At 66.1% G+C, this 23,511-nt stretch carries 24 protein-coding genes; 15 read left to right on the plus strand and 9 right to left on the minus strand.

The genetic code is table 11. The features are described from left to right. The 3 genes from ACQKJZ_RS02665 to hemE form a co-directional block, all read right to left on the minus strand. The coding region (locus tag ACQKJZ_RS02665) for a Rho termination factor N-terminal domain-containing protein (RefSeq protein ID WP_427729879.1) at window positions 1–247 on the minus strand (247 nt) is incomplete at its 3' end. 314 nt (window positions 248–561) lie between these two features. Continuing rightward, window positions 562–1,023 carry a CopD family protein gene (locus ACQKJZ_RS02670; RefSeq protein ID WP_427729910.1) on the minus strand — a complete coding sequence of 154 codons (462 nt, stop codon included), beginning with the start codon at window positions 1,021–1,023 and terminating at the stop codon, window positions 562–564. Continuing rightward, complete coding sequence (hemE, locus tag ACQKJZ_RS02675) at window positions 1,023–2,042, minus strand: uroporphyrinogen decarboxylase (protein ID WP_427729911.1); 1,020 nt, start codon at window positions 2,040–2,042, stop codon at window positions 1,023–1,025. Before hemE ends, ACQKJZ_RS02670 begins: the two co-directional genes overlap by 1 nt. A 318-nt stretch (window positions 2,043–2,360) precedes the next feature. Here hemE and ACQKJZ_RS02680 point away from each other — a divergent pair, with 318 nt between their 5' ends. The 11 genes from ACQKJZ_RS02680 to ACQKJZ_RS02730 all read left to right on the plus strand — a co-directional run bounded on the left by ACQKJZ_RS02680 (window position 2,361) and on the right by ACQKJZ_RS02730 (window position 9,221). Then, entirely contained in the window at window positions 2,361–3,179 is an 819-nt protein-coding gene (locus ACQKJZ_RS02680) for a pyruvate, water dikinase regulatory protein (RefSeq protein ID WP_183951596.1), read from the plus strand. Then, window positions 3,176–3,763: a Maf family protein gene (locus tag ACQKJZ_RS02685; protein ID WP_427729880.1), complete on the plus strand. Its 588-nt coding sequence runs from the start codon at window positions 3,176–3,178 to the stop codon at window positions 3,761–3,763. The genes ACQKJZ_RS02680 and ACQKJZ_RS02685 overlap by 4 nt, the downstream gene beginning before the upstream one ends. 11 nt (window positions 3,764–3,774) lie before the next feature. Continuing rightward, complete coding sequence (aroE, locus tag ACQKJZ_RS02690) at window positions 3,775–4,587, plus strand: shikimate dehydrogenase (protein WP_427729881.1); 813 nt, start codon at window positions 3,775–3,777, stop codon at window positions 4,585–4,587. Further along, complete coding sequence (gene coaE / locus ACQKJZ_RS02695) at window positions 4,584–5,177, plus strand: dephospho-CoA kinase (protein ID WP_427729882.1); 594 nt, start codon at window positions 4,584–4,586, stop codon at window positions 5,175–5,177. The genes aroE and coaE overlap by 4 nt, the downstream gene beginning before the upstream one ends. Before the next feature lie 7 nt (window positions 5,178–5,184). Next, window positions 5,185–5,883: a DNA polymerase III subunit epsilon gene (gene dnaQ / locus ACQKJZ_RS02700; RefSeq protein ID WP_409787850.1), complete on the plus strand. Its 699-nt coding sequence runs from the start codon at window positions 5,185–5,187 to the stop codon at window positions 5,881–5,883. A 54-nt stretch (window positions 5,884–5,937) separates the two neighbouring features. Then, window positions 5,938–6,528 carry a ribosome hibernation-promoting factor, HPF/YfiA family gene (gene hpf / locus ACQKJZ_RS02705; RefSeq protein WP_183951601.1) on the plus strand — a complete coding sequence of 197 codons (591 nt, stop codon included), beginning with the start codon at window positions 5,938–5,940 and terminating at the stop codon, window positions 6,526–6,528. Between the two features lie 68 nt (window positions 6,529–6,596). Next, complete coding sequence (locus ACQKJZ_RS02710) at window positions 6,597–7,064, plus strand: PTS sugar transporter subunit IIA (protein ID WP_183951602.1); 468 nt, start codon at window positions 6,597–6,599, stop codon at window positions 7,062–7,064. Further along, entirely contained in the window at window positions 7,051–7,506 is a 456-nt protein-coding gene (locus ACQKJZ_RS02715) for a PaaI family thioesterase (protein ID WP_427729883.1), read from the plus strand. Before ACQKJZ_RS02710 ends, ACQKJZ_RS02715 begins: the two co-directional genes overlap by 14 nt. Before the next feature lie 4 nt (window positions 7,507–7,510). Further along, a complete protein-coding gene (locus ACQKJZ_RS02720) occupies window positions 7,511–7,840 on the plus strand; it encodes a DUF1491 family protein (RefSeq protein ID WP_427729912.1) in 330 nt (109 codons plus the stop codon). A 192-nt stretch (window positions 7,841–8,032) separates the two neighbouring features. Continuing rightward, complete coding sequence (locus ACQKJZ_RS02725) at window positions 8,033–8,668, plus strand: cell wall hydrolase (protein ID WP_312489961.1); 636 nt, start codon at window positions 8,033–8,035, stop codon at window positions 8,666–8,668. Window positions 8,669–8,732: 64 nt separating this feature from the next. Then, window positions 8,733–9,221: an MmcB family DNA repair protein gene (locus tag ACQKJZ_RS02730; RefSeq protein ID WP_427729884.1), complete on the plus strand. Its 489-nt coding sequence runs from the start codon at window positions 8,733–8,735 to the stop codon at window positions 9,219–9,221. Window positions 9,222–9,367: 146 nt separating this feature from the next. Here ACQKJZ_RS02730 and ACQKJZ_RS02735 read toward each other — a convergent pair whose 3' ends face one another. Then, a complete protein-coding gene (locus ACQKJZ_RS02735) occupies window positions 9,368–10,897 on the minus strand; it encodes a glycoside hydrolase (protein ID WP_427729885.1) in 1,530 nt (509 codons plus the stop codon). A gap of 245 nt (window positions 10,898–11,142) precedes the next feature. Between ACQKJZ_RS02735 and ACQKJZ_RS02740 the strand changes: the two genes are divergently transcribed. From ACQKJZ_RS02740 to ACQKJZ_RS02750, 3 genes are read left to right on the plus strand one after another with little or no spacing between them, the layout of a single operon-like run. Then, on the plus strand, window positions 11,143–14,340 hold the full coding sequence (locus ACQKJZ_RS02740) for a glycoside hydrolase family 2 TIM barrel-domain containing protein (RefSeq protein WP_427729886.1): 3,198 nt from the start codon (window positions 11,143–11,145) through the stop codon (window positions 14,338–14,340). 56 nt (window positions 14,341–14,396) lie between these two features. After that, entirely contained in the window at window positions 14,397–15,959 is a 1,563-nt protein-coding gene (locus ACQKJZ_RS02745; RefSeq protein WP_427729887.1) for an alpha-N-arabinofuranosidase, read from the plus strand. Further along, the gene (locus ACQKJZ_RS02750; RefSeq protein WP_427729888.1) at window positions 15,959–17,323 is read left to right on the plus strand and encodes a family 43 glycosylhydrolase; all 1,365 of its coding nucleotides are present in this window, start codon (window positions 15,959–15,961) and stop codon (window positions 17,321–17,323) included. The genes ACQKJZ_RS02745 and ACQKJZ_RS02750 overlap by 1 nt, the downstream gene beginning before the upstream one ends. 241 nt (window positions 17,324–17,564) lie before the next feature. Here ACQKJZ_RS02750 and ACQKJZ_RS02755 read toward each other — a convergent pair whose 3' ends face one another. After that, complete coding sequence (locus ACQKJZ_RS02755) at window positions 17,565–19,925, minus strand: membrane-bound PQQ-dependent dehydrogenase, glucose/quinate/shikimate family (RefSeq protein WP_427729889.1); 2,361 nt, start codon at window positions 19,923–19,925, stop codon at window positions 17,565–17,567. Window positions 19,926–20,059: 134 nt separating this feature from the next. Here ACQKJZ_RS02755 and ACQKJZ_RS02760 point away from each other — a divergent pair, with 134 nt between their 5' ends. Continuing rightward, window positions 20,060–21,013, plus strand: coding sequence for an alpha/beta fold hydrolase (locus ACQKJZ_RS02760; RefSeq protein WP_427729890.1), 954 nt, complete (start codon window positions 20,060–20,062; stop codon window positions 21,011–21,013). A 21-nt stretch (window positions 21,014–21,034) separates the two neighbouring features. Here ACQKJZ_RS02760 and ACQKJZ_RS02765 read toward each other — a convergent pair whose 3' ends face one another. The 4 genes from ACQKJZ_RS02765 to ACQKJZ_RS02780 all read right to left on the minus strand — a co-directional run bounded on the left by ACQKJZ_RS02765 (window position 21,035) and on the right by ACQKJZ_RS02780 (window position 23,491). Next, a complete protein-coding gene (locus ACQKJZ_RS02765; protein ID WP_427729891.1) occupies window positions 21,035–21,784 on the minus strand; it encodes a head GIN domain-containing protein in 750 nt (249 codons plus the stop codon). A gap of 118 nt (window positions 21,785–21,902) precedes the next feature. Next, entirely contained in the window at window positions 21,903–22,436 is a 534-nt protein-coding gene (locus ACQKJZ_RS02770) for a CarD family transcriptional regulator (RefSeq protein WP_042486954.1), read from the minus strand. Window positions 22,437–22,799: 363 nt separating this feature from the next. Next, entirely contained in the window at window positions 22,800–23,141 is a 342-nt protein-coding gene (gene fdxA, locus ACQKJZ_RS02775; protein ID WP_037568754.1) for a ferredoxin FdxA, read from the minus strand. Window positions 23,142–23,170: 29 nt separating this feature from the next. Next, window positions 23,171–23,491 carry a S4 domain-containing protein gene (locus ACQKJZ_RS02780; protein WP_427729892.1) on the minus strand — a complete coding sequence of 107 codons (321 nt, stop codon included), beginning with the start codon at window positions 23,489–23,491 and terminating at the stop codon, window positions 23,171–23,173. Between the last annotated feature and the right edge of the window lie 20 nt (window positions 23,492–23,511).

Here is a 23,511-nt window from a genome sequence, read left to right on the forward strand (position 1 = left end):
GCGAGACATAGATGTCGTCGGGACCGGCGAGGTAGTTCGCTTCGGGCGAACGCAGGAAGCCGAAGCCGTCGGGCAGCACCTCGATCGTGCCCAGGCCCATGATCTGATCGCCCTTTTCCGCCTGCTCCTTCAGGATGGCGAACAGCAGGTCCTGCTTGCGCAGCGTGGACGCGCTCTCGACACCCAGTTCCTCGGCCAGCTGGACGAGATCGGCGGGGGTCTTTTTCTTCAGGTCTTTCAGATGCATGGAGATCGGTCCGGGTGGTCGGAGGGCGTCGGTCGGCGAGGATCGCGGCGAAACGAGGCTGTCGATTAGGAAGTGTAGGCGACGCGAGGACCGCGCCGTACACCGCCGGAGTTAGGATTGGGGTTGCGCCAAGTCAATGGGGAAAGCCCATCGCCCGATGAGACTCACGCCCTCCCGTAAACGGGAGGGCTCCCCTTCTTACTCCCCTCCCGCAGGCGGGAGGGGATGGGGGAGGGAAAGCCGCAGGCGATGGTCTCGGTGAGACTCCCTGCCCTCCCCCAACCCCTCCCGTTTACGGGAGGGGAGCAAGAAGGTCAGAACGGCTTGATGACGACCAGCACGACGATCAACGCCGCCGCCAGCGCGGGCACTTCGTTGATCATGCGCAGCTGCTTGCCGCTGAGCTTGGTCACCCCGCGCGCCAATTTCTTGGAATAGCCGACCATCCAGCCATGATAGCCGCTGAGCAAAAGCACGAAGAACAGCTTGGCATGGAGCCAGCCCAGCCCCGGCACGTCCGAGAACAGCCCCAGCGAGGCGGCCAGCAACAGCCCCAACACCCACACCGCGATCATCGCCGGCGTCAGGATAATCGAGCGCAGCTTGCTCTCACGTTCGACCCAGCGCGCAGCATCAGTGGCGTCGCCCGCGACCAGGGCCTCCTGGTGATAGACCAGATAGCGCGGCATCATGAACAGCCCGGCCATCCAGAAGATCACGAAGATGATATGCGCCGCCTTCACCCATTCATAGGCGGCCCCGAGAAGTCCGGTCATCATGCGCTCCGTACGCGGGCGATCAGCCGCTCGACATGCGCGATCGGCGTGTCGGGCAGGATGCCATGGCCCAGGTTGAAGATATGGGGCCGCTCGGTGAAGGCCGCCAGGATGCGATCGACCGCGCCGTCCAGCGCCTCGCCGCCGGCGATCAGCGCCAGCGGATCGAGATTGCCCTGCACCGGCAGGCCTTTAGGCAAATAGGTGTCGGCCCAGACCGGATCGACCGTCTCGTCCAGCCCGACTGCGTCCACGCCGGTTTCGCGCGCATAAGCGGGCAGCTTGCCCCCTGCCCCCTTCGGAAAGCCGATCACCGGCACACCCGGACAGCGCGCGCGGAAACCCTCGACGATCGCGGCATTGGGCGCGATCACCCAGCGCTCGAACTGTGCCGGCGACAGCGAACCCGCCCAGCTGTCGAACAGCTGCACCGCCTCGACGCCGTTGGCGACCTGCCCCGCCAGATAGTCGATGGTCATCTCAACGATCGCATCGATGATCGCCCCGAACCCGGCGGCGTCGGCATAGGCGAAGCGCCGCGTCTCACCCTGATCCTTGGACCCCTGCCCCGCCACCATATAGGTCGCGACCGTCCAGGGAGAGCCCGCAAAGCCCAGAAAGCTGGTCTGGGGCGGCAATTGCGCCTTCACCCCCGCCACGGTGGCATAGACGGGCTCGAGCCGCTCAGGAACACGCTGAAGGGCATCCAGCGCATGATCGACCAGCGCCGGCGCCAGACGTGGGCCCTCGCCCGCGCCGAAGCTCAAATCCTGGCCCAGCGCCCAGGGGACCATCAGGATGTCGGAGAACAGGATCGCGCCGTCAAAGCAGAACCGGCGGATCGGTTGCACCGTCACCTCGGCCGCAGCGACCGGATCGGTGGCGAGCGCCAGGAAGCCGCCCTTCTCCGCCCGAAGCGCGCGATACTCGGGCAGATAGCGTCCGGCCTGTCGCATGAGCCACATCGGTGGCGTCGCCTGCCGCTCACCCGACAGCACGGCGAGCAGGGGCTTTTGGATCGAGACGTCGGTCAGGAGACCCCCCTTCTTCTATCTAAGAAGATTCTAAGAATGGATTGTTGAAGTGGTTGGCACGTTGGTTGTCGGGATTATGCGGCTCTCCCCGATATGCCAACACGTTGACTCAAGGGGAATCGCCGATTCAACGGGATTCGGATTCATGACCCCCGTAACTCACAGGCTGTGGAAAAGAATCGGGCCTGTGAGATTCATTGTGGACGAATCGGTCGTTATCCACCGGCCGCCAGCCGCTTGGCCGGTCGGCGAAGTTACGCTACCGATTCTTCCCATGTTATCCACAGAGTCATTAGGGCGGGCATGACGACACGGCTCCACCTGCACCTGCTGTCCGATTCCACCGGCGAAACGCTGGAGAACATCGCCAAGGCGGCGCTGGCGCAATATGACGATGTGGAAACCGTCCGGCACTTCTGGCCGATGGTCCGCACCGAAAGCCATCTGGAGCGCATCCTGCAGGAGATCGCGCAGAATCCGGGGCTGGTCATCTATACGCTGGTCAACCCGACGACGCGCCGCGTGCTGGAGAGCCGCTGCCACGCGTTGGGCCTGCCGACGGTGGCGCCGCTCGATCCGGTCAATGCCGCGCTTTCGGGGTTGCTGGGCGTGCAGGCCAAGATGCGGCCCGGTCGCCAGCATGTCCTCGATGCCGCCTATTTCGCGCGGGTCGACGCGATCCAGTTCACCATCGCGCATGACGACGGCATCGCATGGGAGGAATGGGAGGAGGCCGATATCGTGCTGGCGGGCGTTAGCCGTTCGTCCAAGACGCCGACGTCGATCTATCTCGCCAATCGCGGCTACAAGACCGCCAACATCCCGATCGTGGTCGAAAGCCCGCCGCCGCCGTTCCTCTTCACGCTGAAAAGGCCGCTGGTCGTGGGACTGACCACCAGCGCCGACCGGCTGATCGCGATCCGGCGCAACCGGCTGCTCTCGCTCAACCAGGCGCCCGACACCGATTATGTCGAGCAGGAGGCGGTCAATCGCGAACTCACCTTCGCGCGGCGGATGTTCGCCGACAATGACTGGCCAGTGATCGACGTCACCCGCCGCTCGATCGAGGAGACGGCGGCGGCGATCATCTCCCTCGTCAATCAACGAAAGTCCGACGCATGATCATCCTCGCCTCGCAAAGCGCCTCGCGCCGGGCGATGCTCGACGCCGCCGGGGTCGCCTATGAGGCCCTGCCCGCCCGTGTCGACGAAGCCAGCGTCAAGGCGGCGATGGCGGGTTCGTCCCCGCGCGACCTGTCCGATGCGCTCGCCGAGATGAAGGCGGTGAAGGTGTCCGCCAATGCCGGGCCGGTGCCGGTGCTGGGGTCGGACTCGATCGTGGCGCTCAGTGACGGCACGCTGCTCGACAAGCCCGAGAGCCGCGAAGAGGCGGCCGAGCATCTGGCGCGGATGAGCGGCGGGAGCCATGAATTGTGGAGCGCCGCCGTCATCGCCGAGCATGGCCGCCCCGTCTGGCGACATGTCGAGCGCGCCAGGCTCCATGTCCGCCCGCTCTCGCCCGCCTTCATCGACCGTTATCTAACCCAAGAATGGCCCGAAATCGCGGGCTGCGTCGGCTGTTTCCGGATCGAGGGGCCGGGGGTGCAGCTCTTCTCGCGGATCGAGGGGAGCCATTTCACCATTCTCGGTATGCCGCTGCTGCCCGTGCTGGACTATTTGCGCGAGCGCGGCTGGATGCCCGCCTGACAGGAATTTCCATGACCAAGCCCTATGCAGAGGTGATCGGCGACCCGATCAGCCATTCCAAATCGCCGCTCATCCACAATTTCTGGGCCGAGGTGTTGGGCCTCGACGTCGATTATCGCGCGGTCCACGTCACGCCCGAGGGGCTGGCCACCTATTTCGCCGAGCGCAAGGCCGATCCCGACTGGCGCGGGTGCAACGTCACCGTGCCGCATAAGGTCGAGGCGCTCGCGCATGTCGAGGATCGTGGCGACGTCCGCACCACGATCGGCGCGATCAACACCGTGATCCGCGCAGAGGACGGCGCGCTGGTCGGCACCAACACCGATGCGGCGGGATTCTACGCGCCCTTGAGCGAACTCGATCTGGCGGGGCAGCCGGTGACGGTGATCGGGGCGGGGGGCGCGGCGCGCGCGATCCTGTTCGCGCTGTCGCGGATGGGCGTCGGGCCGGTGACCTTGTTCAACCGCAATGTGCTCAAGGGCGCGGCCTTGCTGTCGTCCTTTGGTCTGAAGGGACAGGCGCTGCCGATCGGGGCCGCGGTGCCGCCCTCGGCGCTGGTCGTCAACGCCACCAGCCTGGGCATGACCGGCCAGCCACCGCTCGACCTCGACCTGTCGGCCTTGCCCGAGGACGCGGTGGTCTATGACATCGTCTATGCGCCGCTCGAAACCGGGCTGCTCGCGGCGGCGCGGGCGCGCGATCTCGACACGATCGACGGGCTGGAGATGCTGATCGGCCAGGCGGCGGTGGCGTTCGAGTTGTTCTTCGGTGCCGAACCGCCGCGCGACCGCGACGAGGACTTGCGGGCGCTGCTGCTCGGATGATCGTTCTGGGGCTGACCGGCTCGATCGGCATGGGCAAGTCCACCGTCGCGCAGATGTTCCGCGACGAAGGCGTGCCGGTGTTCGATGCCGATGCCTGTGTCCACACGTTGCAAGGCCCCGGCGGCGCCCTGGTCGCTGCGATCGAATCGGCCTTTCCCGGCACCACCGATTCGGGCGGAGTGAACCGCGCCGCTCTGGGCCGCGCGGTGCTGGGCGACGACTCGGCGATGCGGCGGCTGGAGGGGATCGTCCACCCGGCGGTCCAGGCCGCGCGCGCCGCCTTCCTGCGCGATCATGCCGACTCGCCGCTGGTCGTCGTCGACGTGCCGCTGTTGTTCGAAACGGGTGGCGACGAATCTGTGGATAAGGTGTTGGTCGTATCGGCAGACGCCGCCGTGCAGGAGGCGCGGGTGTTGGCAAGGCCAGGCATGACGCCCGAGAAATTCGCCGCGATTCTCGCACGTCAGCTGCCCGATGCGGAAAAGCGCGCGCGCGCCGATCATGTCATCGCGACCGACATTCCGCTGGCCGAGACAAAGCGCGCGGTGCGGCGGCTGATCACTTGCATGCGGGACTCCGAAGGCCGATAGTCGGTGGATGAGAGAGATCGTTTTCGACACCGAAACGACAGGGTTCAAATTTTCGGAAGGCGACCGGCTGGTCGAGATCGGCTGTGTCGAACTGGTCAACCGGGTCGAGACCGGGCGCACCTATCACGCCTATTTCAATCCCGAACGGTCGATGCCCGCCGAGGCGCAGGCTGTCCACGGGCTGTCCGACGCGTTCCTGAAGGACAAGCCGGTCTTTGCGGCGGGCGTGGCCGAGTTTCTGGACTTCATCGGCGACGCGCCGCTGATCGCGCATAACGCGACCTTCGACTTCGGCTTCATCAATGGCGAGCTGGGCGCGCTGGGCTTTCCGCCTGTCTGCGAAAAGACGCGGATGGTCGATACGCTGGCGATCGCGCGACAGAAGCATCCCGGTGCCAAGCATACGCTCGACGCGCTGTGCTCGCGCTATGGCATCGACCGGTCGCACCGCGTGCTGCACGGCGCGCTGCTCGACGCGCAGCTGCTGGCGCAGGTCTATGTCGAGCTGATGGGCGGGCGGCAGATCGGCCTGGGTCTGCTTGCGGACGATGCGGGGCAGGGGACCGCGACGGTCACCGTCACCCGCACCCCCGCCATCGTGCGCCCGCCCCGTGTTTTCCGCCCCAGCGACGCGGAACTTGCCGCGCATGCCGCGTTCTTAAAGGGGATCGCCGATCCGATTTGGGGGGCCGAGGCGTCCGGTTGACGCCACGGGACAGGCCAAAAGGACCGTCCCAGTCGAGTAGTTGAGGAGAAAGTGATGGATATCCGGATTTCTGGTCATCAGGTCGAAACGGGCGACGCGCTGCGGACCCATGTGACGGACCGGCTTCAGGGTATCGCCGAGAAATATTTCGCCCGCGCCATCTCGTCCGAGGTGACGTTCGGGACGGGTCCGCACGATGTCGGCTTCAAATGCGACATCGTGATGCATGTGACCCGCGGCCTTGTCCTGAAGGGACGTCACGACGCGCAGGATGCGCATCTGTCCTTCGACGGTGCGGCCACCAAGATCGAAAAGCAGCTGCGCCGCTATTCCCGCCGCCTGAAGGACCGCAATGCCGGTCAGGCGATCGAACTGGCCGAGGCGGGGGCCTATGATGCGGGCTATACGCTGTTCGCCGAACAGGTCGACGAAGACGAGGCGGGCGATGCACCCCTGATCATCGCCGAGACCCGTGTGGATATTCCCGATGCCAGCGTGTCCGACGCGGTGATGATGCTCGATCTGCGCAATACCGCGGCCCTTTTGTTCAAGAATTCGGGCACCGGTTCGTACAACATGGTCTATCGCCGGGGCGACGGAACCATCGGTTGGGTTGAACCACAACGGGGCGGCTCTGAAGGATAAGCCCCTATCGTTCTCCCGCGCGGGCCGCTATTGGCGCGGCCTGCGCGGGGGCGCATCGGAAAACGAGCATGAATGATTTCAGCGACCTGTTGCGCCACGATACGGTGCTGGCCGGCGTTTCGGCGGCCAACAAGAAACTGCTGTTCCAGACCCTGGCGGCGGCGGCCGCCGGTCCGTCGGGGCAGGACGCCAAGGTCCTGACCGATGTGCTGGTCGAGCGCGAGAAGCTGGGCTCGACCGGTTTCGGCGGCGGTGTCGCCATCCCGCATGGCAAGGTCGACGGGCTGACGCAGATCGTCGGCGTCTTCGTGCGCCTGGCGCAGCCGATCGATTTCCAGGCGGTGGACGATATGCCCGTCGACCTGGTCTTCGCGATGTTCTCGCCCGCCGATGCCGGCTCAGCGCATCTCAAGGCGCTGGCACGGGTGTCGCGGCGGCTGCGCGACAAGGGCTTTGTCACCAAGCTGCGCGGGGCGGGATCGCCCGACGCGATCTGGGCGCTGCTGACCCAGGACGAGGCGCGTGACGCAGCCTGAGGGCGAGGCGGCGCATTTCCGGGCTCTCGAGACGCTCTACGCCCAGGCACCGATCAATCGTCTTTTCGACTCGACGCTCGACATTCCCGAACCCGGCATCGCGCGCATCCGCTTTCGGGTGGATGAGCGCCATTATCACGCGGCGGGGGCGGCGCATGGCACGAGCTATTTCAAGATGCTCGACGACGCCGCCTTCTACGCCTGCAACAGCCTGGTCACCGATCGCTTCCTGCTGACTACCCAGTTCAACCTGTTGCTGACCCGCCCGATGAAGGCCGGCGCGGTGGTGGCCGAGGGCCGCTGGGTCAGCGGACGGCGGCGGGTGTTCGTCGCCGATGCGCGGCTGATCGATGCCAGCGGCGAAGAGGTCGCGCGCGGCACCGGCACCTTCATGCGCTCGCAGATCGCGCTGGCCGACCTGCCCGGCTATCGGACCGCCTGAAGTGATGGACGACGCACGCCTGCCCAGCGGGATGCTGGTGACGGCCTTGCTGCGCCGGATGAACGACAGCGGCGGCATGGGCATGGTCCTGGCCAGGGGGGATGCGCAAGCCGGCGGCATCCTGTTGATCCTTGTCGATGCGGACCGTCGCGAACGGGTGCTGGAGCGCGGCATCGGCCCCGATGGTCGGACTGCGCTGATCGATTCGACGCCTGCAAACGATGTCATCGGCTATTGGCAACGCCGGCGCGCGCGCGATCCCGATCTTTGGGTGATCGAACTGGATGGCGCTGCGGCGGAACGCTTCGCCGCTGAAACGATCCTGCAACATTGACGAACCCGGCCGGATCGGCCAGGAGCCCCGCATCACAAATTCGCGTTGTGCCGCGCTGGGTGCGATCCGGTCGGTTACGCAGTCGGGGGGAAGCCCGGACGAGCGCCATTCGGCAATGCTCGGGTCCGTGATCCAACCGCATGTCTGTTTGAGTGAATGACGGTTTTCAAGCGAGTCGCGGCGTCTGCGGCCATGGCTCTCTCTCTGGCGGGTCTTCTCGCCACCAGCACCCCCAGCCTTGCGACCAACATCGCCGGCGGTGCCGCCACTCCAGTCAGTGCGATGACTGTTTCCGGGATCAACGCCGCCGAATTGGCGATGGTTCCCCAAAGCGCCCGGGCCACCATGTCCGCGCTTCCCGATTTTTCCCAGGTTTCGCAATCGTCGCCGGCATCCGAAGCGGATGAGGACGGCGAATATGCGTCGCTGGCCGAAGCGGTCGCCGACCAGGACGATATCGCGTCGAGCGAAGAGCTCCGCTGTCTCGCCGGTGCGATCTATTTCGAATCCCAGGGCGAACCGCTCACCGGCCAGCTGGCCGTCGCGCAGGTGATCCTGAACCGCACCAAGTCGGGCCGCTTCCCGACTGGCGTGTGCGACGTCATCAAGCAGCGCGGCCAGTTCAGCTTCGTGCGTCGCGGTGAAATCCCCTCGATCAGCCCGTCGCGCAGCGCCTATCGCACCGCCGTCGCGGTCGCCAAGGTCGCGCTGGCCCAGGCCTGGGACGGTCCGGCCGGCAAGGCGTTGTTCTTCAACACGCCCGGCAACCGCCCCGGCGTGCGCGTCCAGAAGGTCGCGGCGATCGGCAATCACATCTTCTATCGCTGATCCGACCGGCCCGGCCGCTTGGCGGGGCTTTGCGTTTGTTCGGCAAATGTTCTAAGCGGGTGGCATGTTGGACATGCCGCCCGCTTCGTGCGTCGAGGATCCCGGCTCCCCGCTCTGCGCCGCCGATGTCGCGCGCGGGGTCACCCGGATGCTGCTCCGCCACGATCTGATCACCATTCCCGAAGTCCCGCTGGAGGGCGGCCGCCGCGCCGACCTCATGGCGCTCGACGCACGCGGGCAGGTGGTGGTGGTCGAGATCAAGGTTTCGCGCGCTGATATGCTGGGCGACGGCAAATGGCCGGACTATCTGGCGCATTGCGACCGTTTCTACTGGGCGGTGCCGGCGGGGTTCGACTGGACGCCGCTCGAAAGCGCGGCCTTTCTCCCTGAGCGGACCGGGATCATCGTCGCCGATCGCTACGACGCCGTGATCGTGCGTGAGGCGCATAGCGTGCCGCTGCCCGCGCATGTGCGCAAGAAGGCGACGCTGAACTTCGCCAGGCGGGCGGGGCGGCGGATGATCGGGCTGACCGATCCCGATGCGGGGATGTGATGGTGGGCCCGGCAGGACTCGAACCCGCAATCTAGCGGTCAGGCGATTCCCTTGGCCTTCGACTTCGCTCAGGCTGAACGGCTGTTGACAAGTCCCCTCGCAAACCTCCGTTCGGCCTGAGCGAAGTCGAAGGCCACGCTCAGCCCTCACCGCGTCAGAATCAATGTCACGATCGACCGAGGCGGTGCAACGTCCCCTGCGACTTCCACCGCCTGATGCCTCGCATCGGTGACGATCATCCGCCGCCGCCAATTCCCCGGCACCGCCACCGACAGGGGACGCGGCGACAGCCCCGGATTGACGTGGATCAGCACCAGCCGCCGACCATCGGCGGACAGCGCACCTACGCTATCCATATCATCCACCGGCACCAACCGGTCGCCCGGGCGGATATAGCGGCTGAACTGCGCCATCGCCCAGTATTTGCCGGTGACATGGATGGCATGCGGCTTGTCCGCCGCGCCTTGCAGATCGGCCTTGATGATGCCCCAGTTGGAGCCCTTCTGACCGTTCCGGGCGCTCAGATCCTCGATCGCCTGCCAGAAGACCCAGGCGGCGGGTTCCAGCCGCTTGATGTCGCCCACGACATGTTCGGCAAAGGCGAGGGGGGTCGCCATGCCGGTGAAATCCTCCGGGTCGCGGGACAGCGGGGTGTCATTCTCGCTCATCCACAACCGAATGCCAGAGGCGCGGGCGATGTCGCGCACCGCCGTCTGGTGGACGGTGCCATAGCTGTGCACGTTGAGCTGCCCGATCACCGCGCGGGTGGACGCCGGATAGGCGGCCCAGTCCTCGACGAACAGGTTGGAGGCGGTTTCGTCCGGTGCGCCGACCACCGTGGTGAGCCCCCTGGCCTTCAGCGCGGCGGCGGTTGCGTCGATCATCTGCGCCTGGCGTGCGGGGGACCAGTGTGCGCCCTCCTGCGTATTGGCGGCGAACCAATAATCGGTGTTCGGCTCGTTGACCGGCGACAGGGTGCGGAAGGTGATGCGGTGCCGCCGCTGCAACTCGTCGGTCACGCGGACGAGATAGTCGGCGAAGGCGCGTTCCTGACCGGAACGCAGATTGTCGTCGGTGCCCTTTTCCGCGCCGGATACCCGGCCGCTGACCGTCATGAACCAGGGCGGCGAGTTGGAAAACGCCTCGAAGATCGGCTGCTTCACCCGCGCGGTGATCGCGTCCAGCCACCAGCGCTGATTGGCGTCCTGGTTCCAGTCCCAATGTTGCGGATTGTCCGCGCGCCACCAGTCCTTGCCCGTCACCCCCGACGGCTGTCGCCAGAAGCCCGGCACCGCGCGCCCGACCTTCATATAGGGCGGGGTGTCGGCCGCATTGCCGCCGCCAATATTGTAGCGCGCGATCGTCCAGCCCAGGCCATCGGTGCCGTAGAACAGGTCGGCCAGCCGCGTTCGCTCCGCCTCCGGCCAGCCACCGGTGACATGCGCGAACCAGGCGAGCGCGGTGCCCCAGCCCTCGAACACCGTGGAGGGGCGATCGATCGCGGGGCGCAGCGTGATCGGCACCGGTCGCTCGGCGGCGATGGCGGCAGGGAGCGTGTCCGGCCCCTGCGCGACCGCCGAACCACCCCATGACAGAGCAAGAAATGACGGGGCAAGGAATGATAGGGCGAGGATCGCGGCCGGCGCGCGGCCATGCCGACGCATCGCGGTGGACATCCGGTTGCGCCTCATCGATCCTTCTCCCTTTCCATGGCCGTCGTGACGCGGCCAAACGTCAGACTATAATCGCAGCTGAAACCACGGCGTCAATCCGACCATCGAAATGAAATCGATGGAAATCCTTACAGGACGCTTTCGGCAACCGGGGCTTTTCGGTCTTGTGACAGAAAATTCATCTGCTTATAAATCAGACAAAAGATAGCGATCTCCGGCAGGATCGCGGATGGACAAAGGGGATGGCGATGAAGCGGCAATGGGCGGCGGGCGTGGCCGTGGTCGGTCTGGCGACAGCGGCGGCGGCGCAGGATTGGGGACCGCAGGTGGCGGCGGTGCAGGTCGATCCCAGCCGCCCCGACTGGGAAAATCCGGCGGTCAATGCCCGCAATACCCGCCCCGCGACCGCCACCGCCTTTCCTTATGAAAGCCGCGCACTGGCGCTTGCCGGCGACCGGTCGCGCTCCAGCCGCTATATGAGCCTCGACGGACCCTGGTCCTTCGCCTTTTCCCCTTCGGTCGACGGCGCGCCCAAGGGGTTCGAGCGGCCCGATTACGACGTGTCGAAATGGAAGACGATTCCCGTCCCCGCCATGTGGCAGGCCGAGGGGTACGGCCAGCCCAAATATAACAACATCACCTATCCCTTCCCCGCCAACCGGCCGCTGGTGCCGCACGAAGACAATGAGACCGGCTCCTATCGCCGCGATTTCACCCTGCCAGAGGGGTGGCGTGGACAGGATGTGATCCTGCACATCGGCGCGGCGGGATCGGCGTACCGGGTGTGGGTCAACGGGCAGGAGGTCGGCTATTCCGAGGACTCCAAGCTCCCTTCCGAATTCGATCTCACCCGCTTCGTGAAGCCCGGCCGCAATGTCGTGGCGATCCGCGTCCATCGCTGGTCGGACGGCAGCTATCTGGAGGATCAGGATTTCTGGCGCGTCTCGGGGATCGAGCGCTCGGTTTACTTACGCGCCGTACCCAAGGCGCGGATCGACGATCTGTTCGTCCATGCGGGGCTCGACAAGAGCTATCGCGACGGCACGCTGTCGACCGAGCTGGCGCTGCCCGCGCTCTCGCAGGCGATGACCGCGCGGATGACGCTCCTCGACGGCGAGCGGACGGTGGTGACGCGCGACGTGGCGCTGGCGAAGGGCGCGACCTCGGCCACGCTGGAGGCGGCGGTGCCGGGTGTGCGCAGCTGGTCGGCGGAGACGCCCAATCTCTACACGCTGCTGGTCGAACTGGTCGATGCGAACGGCCGGGTTGTGCAGGCCACGCCGCAGCGGATCGGTTTCCGCACCGTCGAGATCAAGGACGGGCAGGTCATGGTCAATGGCCGCCGCATCATGATCCGCGGCGTCAACCGGCACGAGCATGATCCGGTGACCTTCCACGTCATCTCCGAAGAGTCGATGCGCCGCGACCTGGAGCTGATGAAGCGTAACAACTTCAACGCGATCCGCACCTCGCACTATCCGAACGACCCGCGCTTCCTGGCGCTGGCCGACGAGTACGGCTTCTATCTGATGGACGAGGCCAATATCGAGAGCCACGCCTATATGGAGCAGGGCAACCGACACGGCGGCGAGCGGGGCAAGTATCAGATCGGCTTCGATCCCGCCTGGGAGGGCGCGCACGTCTCCCGCGTGATGAACATGGTCGAGCGGGACAAGAACCACCCCTCGATCATCTTCTGGTCGCTGGGCAACGAGGCGGGGATCGGCCCCAATTTCGAAAAGGCGGCGGCGGCGATCCGACAGCGCGACCGCTCGCGGCTGATCTCCTATCTCGGTTGGGGCACGCTCGACTGGAGCCACCAGCCGAACAACTATGTCGATATCTATGCGCCCATGTATGACGACATCGAAAAGATGGTCGACTGGGCCGAGGACCCGACGCGCACCCAGCCGATGATCCAGTGCGAATATGCCCATATGCAGGGCAATTCGGGCGGCAATTTCAAGGATTATTGGGACACGATCTACGCCCACCGCAAGCTGCAGGGCGGCTTCATCTGGGACTGGGTCGACCAGTCCATGTACCGCTATACCAAGGACGGGCGGCGTTACTGGGGTGACGGCGGCGAGTACGGCCCCAATCCGGGCGGCGATATCGAGTTCGGCGACGGGCTGAACCAGCCCGACCGGACGCCCAATCCGCAGCTCTACGAGGTGCAGAAGGTCCAGTCGCCGATCCGCTTCGACGGCTATGATGCGAAGACCGGACGGCTGATTGTACACAACCGTCATGACTTTATCGATCTGTCGGGTTTCACCTTCGACTGGGTGGTCGAGAAGAACGGCGTCGCGGTGGCGACCGGGCAGTTGCCCGCGCTGACCACGGCGGCGGGACAGGTGCAGACGGTAGCGCTGGCGCCGAAATTCGCGCGGGAACCGGGGGCGGAATATCTGCTGACCGTCCGTGCGCATGCCAAGGACGGCACGATCCGCGCGGTCCCGGCGAATTACGTCGTCGGCTGGGAGCAGTTCGCCCTGACCGACGGACCCGTCATGCCGCTGGCGGCCAAGGGCAAGGTCGCCGTCGCGGACAGCGCCGACAGCGTCACCCTGTCGGCGAATGGCGCGGAGCTGGTCATCGATCGCAAGACCGGGCTCGTCACGCGCTATGCGGCGGGCGGTCGCTTGCTGGCCAAGGGCGGTCAGCCCAACTTCGTCCGCGCCGAAACCGACAACGACACCGCCAATGGTACGGTCGCGCAGCAGGGGCCGTGGCTGACGATGAACGGCCGCTATCAGGTGCGCAGTGTCAGCGTCGGCCCCGACCGGAGCATAACCGTCGACCATGAAATGGGCGCGGGCGCGGCGCGTTTCGTGACGAAATACACCATGACCGGCAATGGGGCGGTCGATGTCGACGGGCAGTTCGTGCCGCTGAAATCCGACCTGCCGCCGCCGGTCCGTATCGGCCTGTGGTACACCATGCCCACCGCGATGAAGACGGTGGAATGGTATGGTCGCGGCCCGCACGAAAGCTATGTCGACCGTCAGAGTTCAGCCGCGATCGGACTGTGGCGCGGGGCCATCGCCGAGCAAAATCACGATTACATGCGGCCGCAGGATACCGGCAACAAGACGGACGTCCGCTGGATGGAGCTGTCGGGCGAGGGGGCGGGGCTTCGCGTCCGGGCAGCCAAACCGCTGATGATGCAGGCGCTCGCCTTCCCCTATAGCGATCTCTACCGCCGTGCGCCGGGGACGTGGAAGTCGACCGACATCGTCCCCCATGGCGAGACGACGCTGATCGTCGATGCCGCGCAATGGGGCGTCGGCGGCGACACGACCTGGAGCCATGTCGGCCAGCCGCACATGAAGTACCGCACCCGGCTGGAGCCGACGCGTGTCGCCTTCCGCCTCGAACCCTTCACCGGCGAAGGCACGACACCCGATCGGGCCAGACCGGCGCGCGCGACCGAGGCGCAATAGGGCTATTCTTTACTCGGACAATAAGCCATCATGCCGCGACAGGCAGAGGAGAATCCATGAAAAGGGCAACGAAGTTTCTGATCGCGGCGGCGGCCACGCTGGTCGCGACCACGGTATCGGCGCAGACGGCACCGGCGACCTCGGGGGGGACGGTCGCGGTGCATGGCGATCGCCCCGGGGCGGTCTATAACAAGCGCATCTTCGGCCAGTTCGCCGAGCATCTGGGCACCGGCATCTATCCCGGCATCTGGGTCGGCAAGGGCAGCAAGATCCCCAACATCAACGGCTATCGCCGCGACGTCATCGACGCGCTGAAGGCGATTCGCGTGCCCGTCATCCGCTGGCCGGGCGGCTGCTTCGCCGACGAATATCACTGGCGTGAAGGCGTCGGCCCGCAGGCCAAGCGCCTGACCAAGGTCAACACCAACTGGGGCGGCGTGACCGAGGACAACAGCTTCGGCACCAACGAGTTCATGAACTATACCGAGCTGGTCGGCGCCGAGGCCTATGTCTCGGGCAATGTCGGCTCGGCGGCGCCGTCCGAAATGGCCGAGTGGGTCGAATATATGACCTTCCCGTCCAAATCGACCTATGCCGAGGAGCGCCGCAAGAACGGCCGCGACAAGCCGTGGAAGCTCGCCATGTTCGGCATCGGCAACGAGCTGTGGGGTTGCGGCGGCAATATGCGGCCCGAATATGCGGCCGACATCACCCGTCGCTATTCGACCTTTCTGAAGGTGCCCGCCGGCGAGAGTCTGATGAAGATCGCCAGCGGCGCGAACAGCGATGATTACAACTGGACCGAAGTGATGATGCGCGACGCCGGCGGTCATTTCGACGGCATCGGCATCCATTATTACACCATTCCCGGCAATTGGGGGAACAAGGGTCCGGCCACCGGCTTCGACGAGGAAAGCTGGGCGCGCACCCTGTCCAAGACGCTGAAGATGGAAGAGCTGATCAGCCGTCACGCCGCGATCATGGACAAATATGATCCGCGCAAGCGCGTCGCGCTGCTCGTCGACGAATGGGGCACCTGGTATGATGTCGAACCCGGCACCAATCCGGGCTTCCTGTTCCAGCAGAACTCGCTTCGCGACGCGATCGTCACCAGCCTGAACCTCGACATCTTCGCGCGTCACGCCGACCGCGTGCGCGGCGCCAATATCGCGCAGATGGTGAATGTGCTTCAGGCGATGCTGCTGACCGATGGCGCGCGCATGGTGAAGACGCCCACCTACTGGGTGTTCGACATGTACAAGGACTATCAGGACGCCACCGTCCTGCCGGTCGATGTCCAGTCGCGCTGGTACAACAAGGACCAGTGGGTGATGAAGGCGGTCAGCGCCTCGGCCGTGCGCGACAAGGCGGGCGTGGTCCATGTCGGCCTGACCAATGTGGATCCCAACCAAGCGGCGACCGTTTCGGTCAAGCTGGACGGCGTGACGGCGGGCCAGGTGTCGGGCCGTATCCTGACCGGTACGACGATGGATGCGCACAACACCTTCGACGCGCCCAACCAGATCGCGCCGCAGCCGTTCAACGGCGCGACGCTGTCGGGTGGCATGTTGACGGTGCAGGTGCCGGCCAAGTCGGTCGTGATGCTGGACCTGCGCTGATGACGGCGCGCGTCGGGGCACTGCTCGCCGCCGTCCTGCTTGCCCCCGTGGCGGTCATGGGATCGGCGGGGCCTGCCGCGCCCCGGCGCGAAGCCATGTGGAATACACCGGGGGCGGGCAATCCGCTGCTCCCCGGTTATTTCGCCGACCCCTCCATCGTGCGCGATGGGGGGCGTTGGTATATCTTCGCCACGATCGATCCGTGGGGCGATGACCGTCTGGGGCTGTGGACCTCGGACAATGGCCGAGACTGGACCTTCTCGCAGCCGAACTGGCCCACCAAGCAGGCGGCGACCAGCCCGAGCTCGGGCGATGCCAAGGTCTGGGCGCCCTCGGTCGTGAAGGCGGCGAACGGTCGCTGGTATATGTATGTCTCGGTCGGCAGCGAGGTATGGGTCGGCTCGGCCTCCTCGCCGGCGGGGCCTTGGGCGGACGCGAATGGCGGCAAGCCGCTGATCGCGCGCGATTTCGCGCCAGACTATCACATGATCGACGCCGAGGCGTTCGTCGATGATGACGGCCAGGCCTATCTGTATTGGGGATCAGGGCTGAACTGGACCAACGGGCATTGCTTCGTCGTGAAGCTGAAGCCCGATATGGTGCATTTCGACGGCGCGCCCCGCGACGTGACCCCGGCCAACTATTTCGAAGGCCCCTTCATGGTGAAGGAGAAGGGGCGATACCTGCTGACCTATAGCGATGGCAACACGACCAAGGACACCTACAAGGTGCGCTACGCGGTCGGTTCGTCACCCATGGGGCCGTTCACCGAGGCGGCGAACAGCCCGATCCTGCAAACCGATGCGGCCCGGCAGATCATCAGCCCTGGCCATCATGCGATCTTCGCCGACAAGGGCCGGTCCTATATCCTCTATCACCGCCAGGCCCTGCCCTTCGTGATGGGGAGCGAGCGGGTGCTGCGGCAGGTGGCGATCGATCCGCTGACCGTGCGCGCCGACGGGATGCTGGAGACGGTGCGGCCCGCCCATGACCCGGTGATCCCGGCCTTTGCCGCGAAGCGTGACCGGGGGCTGCACTGGATGGGCAAGGGGGCCGACGCGCTGGCGGCGGACGACAATTACGCGACCGCGTGGCGGCCCGAGGCGGGGAAGCCGCCGGTCCTGACCGCCGATCTGGGCGGGGTACGCGACGTGCGGGAAAGCCGGATTCGCCCGGCCTTCGTGATTCAGCCGCAGGATCTGCGGATCGAGGCCTCGCTGGATGGCAAGAACTGGCGTGAGGTCGCGGCGGAAAAGGGGGTCAGTGGCTCGCCGATCACGCTGCGCCATCGGGGCAAGGCGCGGTTCCTGCGCATGACGGTGCACGCGAAGGAACCCGCGATCCTGGAGTGGTCGATATTTTAAGCCTTAAGCCCCTCCTCCGGGACGGGGGAGGGGTTTGGGGTGGGGGGCTGCCATGGGCAATGGTCTCGGTGAGACTCCAATCCCTCCCCCTCCCCAACCCCTCCCGCCTGCGGGAGGGGAGCGGCCAGAAGTTAGGGACCGCTACTTAACCTCCGTTCAGCCTGAGCCCTTCGGCTGGCTGGCAAGCCAGCCGCTCAGGATACACTTCGGCGCAACGCGCCGAAGCCAAAGGCCAAGGGAATCACACCCCCTTCGGCAACGCGAACGCCATCGTATAATCCCCGTACCGCGTCCCCAATGCGCCATGCCCGCCGGCGGTGATCACCACATATTGCCGCCCATCCCGTCCGCGATAGGTCATCGGCGTCGCCTGCGCCCCCGCAGGCAGCCGTGCGCGCCACAGAACCTTGCCGCTCTTCAGGTCATAGGCACGCAGATACTGGTCGGTCGTCGCCCCGATGAACACCAGACCCGAAGCGGTGATGATCGAGCCGCCCAGATTGGGCACGCCCGTCTTGATCGGCACGCCCAGATGGCTGCCGAACAGTCCGGTGTCGCGCGCGGTGCCCAGGATCTTCTTCCACACCACCTTCTTGGTATTGAGATCGACGGCGGTCAGATGGCCCCAGGGCGGCGCGTTGCACGGTGCGCCGAACGGCCCGATCCAGGCGGCGACCACCGCGACATAGGGGGTATTATACTGGGTCTGAAGGCTGGGCTCGCGCGCATTCTCGCCGCCCTTCTTTTTCTCCATATATTTCTTCACGCGCGGATCGTCGCGGCGCATCAGCCAGATCTTGAACGGCATCTCCATCGTGTTGACGGTGAAGATTTGCCGCACAGGATCGACCGCCGCCCCGCCCCAGTCGGTGACGCCGTCGAAGGCGGGATGACCGATGATCGGCTTCAGCCCGGTCGGCTGGTAGATACCAGTCCCCTGCGCCCGGCGGATGTCGATTCGGCAGAATAGCTGGTCGATCGGCGTCGCGCCCCAAGTCGATTTCTCGGTCGGCGCCGGCGGGGTGAAGGAGGGCAGCCCGACCGACCAGGGCTGGGTCGGGGAGACTCGGACGCCCGGCGTCGCGCCGTCCTGGCGGGCGGGCTTCTCGACGATGGGCGTGATCGGCGCACCGGTCAGGCGGTTGAGGAAATAGACCTGCCCCATCTTGGTCGTCTGGATCAGCGCAGGGATCGTCTGTCCGTTCGGCGCGCGATAGTCGAACAGCGACGGGCCGATCGGAATATCCATGTCCCACATGTCGCGGTGGACCAGCTGGCGCACCCAGCGCAGCTTGCCCGTCGCGATCTCCAGCGCGACGATCGCCGAGCCGAACCGGTCGTCGAACGGCCGGCGCCAGCCGATCCAGTAATCGGGGGAGGCATTGCCGGTGCCCAGATAGACCAGGCCATTGGCCGGATCGGCGGTCATCGCGCCCCAGACATTGGGGGTTCCGCGCGTATAGGTCTCGCCCGCTAGCAGCGGCGGGATCGCATCGGGCGAGCGGCCCACGTCCCAGGCCCAAATGCCCGCGCCGGTCACCGGGTCATAGGCGCGCACCACGCCGCTGGGGATGTTGCGATTGACGTTGTCGACGATCCGCTCGCCGACGATCAACCGGCCATTGGCGACGACCGGGGGCGAGGTGCTGATCTGGTCGGCTGGACCCGACACGCCCATATTCTGGCGCAGGTCGATCGCGCCATTGGTGCCGAAGCCGGGGCAGGGCTTGCCCGTATCGGCGTCCAGCGCCATCATCCGCGCGTCGAAGGTCGGCGCGAAGATGCGGCGCGGGCACGGCGTCCCCGCCGGCGCCTGATAGAAGGCGACGCCGCGACAGACGAGATAGCTGTTGCCCTGGCGGCTGACCTGATCCTTCCAGCTCCATTTGGTCCGCCCCGTGGTCGCGTCGATCGCCTGCACGATCGAATGGGGGGTGCAGGTATAGAGCGTGTCGCCGATGTGGATCGGCGTCGCCTCGGAATGATATTCGCGCTTGTGCTCGACCGACTCGGCGCGGTCGGGCAGGTCGCCGGTCCGCTGGGTCCAGGCGAGTTCGAGCTTGTTCACATTGTCCGGGGTGATCTGCGATAGCGCCGAATAGCGCTGGCCCGACAGGGTGCCGCCATAATCGGTCCAGTCGCCCACCGGCGCCTGTGCCGCGATGGGCAGCGCGGGGTCCTGCGCATCGGCCGCGTGCGGGCGCACCATCGGGACGGCGAACAGGATCGCGACGATGCCGAGCGCGGCGGGAACGGCGCGCGACCGCGCCTTGGGCGTGCGCATCGCCCGCCCGATCCAGGGCAGCGCGACAAGGAGGAGCAGCACGGTGGGGGCGACGACGCGCGGCACCAGCTGAAGCCAGTCGAACCCGACTTCCCATACCGCCCAGACCAGCGTCGCGACCCAGATCGCGACGTACAGCCAGCGCCCGCGCGGATCGCCGCGTCCGATCAGCGCGCCGGACAGGATCATCGCCAGACCGGTCAGGACATAATAAGGCGAGCCGCCCAAAATGGCGAGATAACCGCCCGCCGCCGCGAAAAATCCGCCGAGCAGCGCGATGGCCCATCCCAATATCCTGGCGAAGATGCGCCCAGCCATTCTCGTCCCCCTTGTGTGACAAAGCATTGCTGGCGGATGAACGTATCCGATTGCCCTTTTGGTCCATGGCTTGATGGGCGGCGGGGAATTTGAAAGGGATCGGCATTCGCTTTGCCCCATGCGAAAGGACGCGGATGGTCGTTTCTCCCTCCTGGCCCGTCGATTTGCCGCTGGCGCCGTGGCTGTCCCCCTGGGTGGCACCCGATGGCTGGGTCCACCGGCGGTATGACCGGCCGCGCATGGCGGGTACGGACCGGCGCGGGCGCCTGTTGTTCCAGACCGGTCGGGCCGACATGATCGAGAAATATGGCGAGGCGATCGACCATGTCCGCGCGCAAGGTTGGGATGTCAGCGCGTTCGACTGGCGCGGGCAGGGCGGCTCGGGCCGGCTGGCGCGGGGTGATACGGGACATATCGATCGCTTCGATCGGCTGATCGACGATCTGGCCGCCTTCTATGACGATTGGGTCGCCGAGGACGACGGGCCGCATGTCGTGCTGGGCCATTCGATGGGCGGCTTCGTGACCTTGGCGGCGCTGGCGGCGGGGCGGATCGCGCCCCCGGCCGCGATCCTTGTCGCACCGATGCTGGCGCTGCGCTCGCCGATCGGACAATGGGCGGGCAGTCGCATCGCAAATTGGCAGATACGGCGCGGCGATCCGCTGCGCCCCGCCTGGCAAAGACTGGAAACGCCCGCCGCCGCCGCCGCGCGACAGAAAAGGCTGACCCATGATCTGGGGCGCTTCGCCGATCAGCAGGCGTTTCGCCGGCAATGGCCCGAGCTGTGCCTGGGCTCGCCCAGTTGGCAATGGGTGGCGGAGGCGTTTCGCGCGACGGCGGCGCTGCGCGACGATCCGGGCCTGACGCGGATCCCGACGCCGGTGCTGATGCTGGTGGCGCAGGCCGACCGTCTGGTCGATGCCCGCGCCGCCGGGCGGATCGCGGCACGGCTGCCGCAGGGTGAGCTGGTCGCCTTCGGACAGGGCTGCGCGCACGAAATCCTGCGTGAGGCCGATCCGGTGCGCGCCAATGCGCTTGCCGCGATCGACGCGTTCCTCGCGCGGCGGGTGCCGGCGCCCCGCCCCTGACGCGGCGGGGCGCCTGTCGGATCAGCTATACCGGCCGCAGCGCGCGCTGCCCGAACCGGTCTTGCCCACGGTGCAGACCGAATTCGGCCCGAGATCGGCGCTGCCCGACCCGGTCAGTCCGACCTTGGCGGGGCCATCGACCCGAAGCGTCACATTGCCCGATCCGGTGACACCGACCTGGGCCAGCCGGGCGCGAAGCCCCGCGCCCTCGATATTGCCCGATCCGGCGACGCCGACCTTCAGGTTATTGACCGATCCGCTCGCCGTGACCGATCCCGATCCCGCGACGCCGATATCGGCGGTGTTCACCTGCATCGCGGCGATGACCAGATCGCCCGACCCCGCGACACCGGCGCGGAATAGCGGGCCATCCACCCGGTCGACCGTCATCCGGCCCGATCCGCTGACCCCCGCGCCCGTCAGGCGGGGCAGCGTCACCAGGATACGGACATTCCGGCGGTTGCCCCAATGCACGCCTTTCTTCAGGCCGATCAGCAATTTGTCGCCGTCGCGCGCGATGCGCAGCTGGTCGAGCGCCCTGGCATCACCTTGTGCCCGCACCGAAAAGTCGCGTCCGGTGCGGATGTCGACCGGGTCGCTGCCGCTGGCGTCCACCGCCGTAAAACCGCGCACGGCATAGCTGCGCTGCTCACCCGAGCCTTGGGCGGCGATCTCCTGGCCGCGCGCCTCGCTTTCGAAGGAACAGGCGGCGGTGGGGATCGCGAGTGCCGTGATGGCGAGCAGCGAGGAAAGAATGACCGACGTCTTCATGCAACAGCCTCCCGTGTATTGCGTAGATAATACGCATGGGAAAGTGGCGAGCGCAAATGAAAAGGGGCGGCCCCACTTGGGACCGCCCCTGTTCGTATCGGCGAAGACCGACCGCGTATCAGGCGGCGGGCTTTTCCTTGTTGTAGATGGCGGCGGCGGCACGCAGGATTTCCAGGATCTTCTCCTGGGCGCGCGGCTCGTCCACCTCTTCCATCGCGGCGAGTTCGCGAGCGAGGCGGCTGGTCGCGGCCTCGAAGATCTGCCGTTCGGAATAGCTCTGCTCGGGCTGGTCGTCGGCGCGGAACAGGTCGCGGACCACTTCGGCGATCGACACCAGGTCGCCCGAGTTGATCTTCGCTTCATATTCCTGGGCACGGCGCGACCACATGGTCCGCTTGACCTTGGGCTTGCCCTTCAGCGTTTCCATCGCCTCGCGCATGGTCTTGTCCGAGGACAGTTTGCGCATGCCGACCGACTCGGCCTTGTTGGTGGGAACGCGGAGCGTCATGCGCTCCTTTTCGAACCGCAGCACATAGAGTTCGAGCTGCATCCCTGCGATTTCCTGCTTTTGCAGCTCGATAACGCGGCCCACGCCATGCTTGGGATACACGACATAGTCACCGACGTCGAAGTGGAGCGCCTTGGCAGCCATTGGGGGCCTTTCCGGGTCAAAGGCCTTCGCACGAGCGCCGGACGAGCGGAAATGGGTCCACTGTTCTCATCGGCCTCGGGAAGGAAGGGTCGAACACATCAAAGGCGGGCGTTCGCGAAAACAGCTATGCCCGTCGCGGAACCATATAGCATGGTCGCAACAAAATTACCAGCATATGTGCGGGGCACGGGAACCATTCACCGCGAACGGTCAAAGCCTTGCCATTCTATTCTTCCTCCCCTTGTAGGGGAGGTGGCAGGGCGGAGCCCTGACGGAGGGGTGTCCCGCTATCGAGAGGGGTGACACCCCTCCAACATGCTTCGCATGGTCCCCCTCCCCTTGCAGGGGAGGAATGGGTCCCGATCAGTCGCCCTTGCCGGGTTCCGGGCTGAAGAACTGTTCGTACTTGTTCTCCACGCCCTTCATCGCATCGGCGTCGGGCGGCGTCTGGTCCAGCTTGCGCGTGACGTTGGGCCACTGGGCGGAGAAGGTGGTGTTCAGCTCCAGCCACTGTTCCAGACCGCTTTCGGTGTCGGGCAGGATCGCCTCGGCCGGGCATTCCGGCTCGCACACGCCGCAGTCGATGCATTCGGACGGGTTGATGACGAGCATGTTCTCGCCCTCATAGAAGCAGTCGACGGGACACACCTCGACACAGTCCATATACTTGCAGCGAATGCAGGCATCGGTGACGACGTAGGTCATGACAACTCCCAAGGTACGAAGGCGTGCTGCTATGCCGCGTGCGGCGATCCGTCAACGCTTGAAACCGGAGAAGTGACCAGATCGCAGTAACAGGCGCGCCCTTCGGCCGGGGGGCCTCGCCGCACGGGCAGCGACTCGACGCGCAGCACGCGGACGTTGCCAGCTTGCGCGAAGGTCAGGATGCTGCCCACCCGCACCGGCGTATGCGCCCGGTCGATCGCGCGGCCGTCCATGCGGAAATGCCCGTCGCACGCCATCGCCTGCGCCCGCTCCCGCGACTTGGCGATCCGCGCCCACCAGAGGAAACGGTCGAGCCGCATCGACTCGGGGGCGGGGGCGCGGGTGGTCATGGGGCGGGGCGGTCCTTTCT

This window comes from Sphingomonas sp. NPDC019816 (genome assembly GCF_050274375.1).
Taxonomy (GTDB): domain Bacteria; phylum Pseudomonadota; class Alphaproteobacteria; order Sphingomonadales; family Sphingomonadaceae; genus Sphingomonas.

What these genes read in the sequence shown, in the direction of transcription:
- ACQKJZ_RS02670 (WP_427729910.1), bottom strand. Translation starts at nt 1,023, where the DNA reads ATGACCGGACTTCTCGGGGCCGCCTATGAATGGGTGAAGGCGGCGCAT.
- ACQKJZ_RS02680 (WP_183951596.1), top strand. Translation starts at nt 2,361, where the DNA reads ATGACGACACGGCTCCACCTGCACCTGCTGTCCGATTCCACCGGCGAA.
- ACQKJZ_RS02685 (WP_427729880.1), top strand. Translation starts at nt 3,176, where the DNA reads ATGATCATCCTCGCCTCGCAAAGCGCCTCGCGCCGGGCGATGCTCGAC.
- aroE (WP_427729881.1), top strand. Translation starts at nt 3,775, where the DNA reads ATGACCAAGCCCTATGCAGAGGTGATCGGCGACCCGATCAGCCATTCC.
- coaE (WP_427729882.1), top strand. Translation starts at nt 4,584, where the DNA reads ATGATCGTTCTGGGGCTGACCGGCTCGATCGGCATGGGCAAGTCCACC.
- dnaQ (WP_409787850.1), top strand. Translation starts at nt 5,185, where the DNA reads ATGAGAGAGATCGTTTTCGACACCGAAACGACAGGGTTCAAATTTTCG.
- hpf (WP_183951601.1), top strand. Translation starts at nt 5,938, where the DNA reads ATGGATATCCGGATTTCTGGTCATCAGGTCGAAACGGGCGACGCGCTG.
- ACQKJZ_RS02710 (WP_183951602.1), top strand. Translation starts at nt 6,597, where the DNA reads ATGAATGATTTCAGCGACCTGTTGCGCCACGATACGGTGCTGGCCGGC.
- ACQKJZ_RS02720 (WP_427729912.1), top strand. Translation starts at nt 7,511, where the DNA reads ATGGACGACGCACGCCTGCCCAGCGGGATGCTGGTGACGGCCTTGCTG.
- ACQKJZ_RS02725 (WP_312489961.1), top strand. Translation starts at nt 8,033, where the DNA reads ATGGCTCTCTCTCTGGCGGGTCTTCTCGCCACCAGCACCCCCAGCCTT.
- ACQKJZ_RS02730 (WP_427729884.1), top strand. Translation starts at nt 8,733, where the DNA reads ATGTTGGACATGCCGCCCGCTTCGTGCGTCGAGGATCCCGGCTCCCCG.
- ACQKJZ_RS02735 (WP_427729885.1), bottom strand. Translation starts at nt 10,897, where the DNA reads ATGTCCACCGCGATGCGTCGGCATGGCCGCGCGCCGGCCGCGATCCTC.
- ACQKJZ_RS02740 (WP_427729886.1), top strand. Translation starts at nt 11,143, where the DNA reads ATGAAGCGGCAATGGGCGGCGGGCGTGGCCGTGGTCGGTCTGGCGACA.
- ACQKJZ_RS02745 (WP_427729887.1), top strand. Translation starts at nt 14,397, where the DNA reads ATGAAAAGGGCAACGAAGTTTCTGATCGCGGCGGCGGCCACGCTGGTC.
- ACQKJZ_RS02750 (WP_427729888.1), top strand. Translation starts at nt 15,959, where the DNA reads ATGACGGCGCGCGTCGGGGCACTGCTCGCCGCCGTCCTGCTTGCCCCC.
- ACQKJZ_RS02755 (WP_427729889.1), bottom strand. Translation starts at nt 19,925, where the DNA reads ATGGCTGGGCGCATCTTCGCCAGGATATTGGGATGGGCCATCGCGCTG.
- ACQKJZ_RS02760 (WP_427729890.1), top strand. Translation starts at nt 20,060, where the DNA reads ATGGTCGTTTCTCCCTCCTGGCCCGTCGATTTGCCGCTGGCGCCGTGG.
- ACQKJZ_RS02765 (WP_427729891.1), bottom strand. Translation starts at nt 21,784, where the DNA reads ATGAAGACGTCGGTCATTCTTTCCTCGCTGCTCGCCATCACGGCACTC.
- ACQKJZ_RS02770 (WP_042486954.1), bottom strand. Translation starts at nt 22,436, where the DNA reads ATGGCTGCCAAGGCGCTCCACTTCGACGTCGGTGACTATGTCGTGTAT.
- fdxA (WP_037568754.1), bottom strand. Translation starts at nt 23,141, where the DNA reads ATGACCTACGTCGTCACCGATGCCTGCATTCGCTGCAAGTATATGGAC.
- ACQKJZ_RS02780 (WP_427729892.1), bottom strand. Translation starts at nt 23,491, where the DNA reads ATGACCACCCGCGCCCCCGCCCCCGAGTCGATGCGGCTCGACCGTTTC.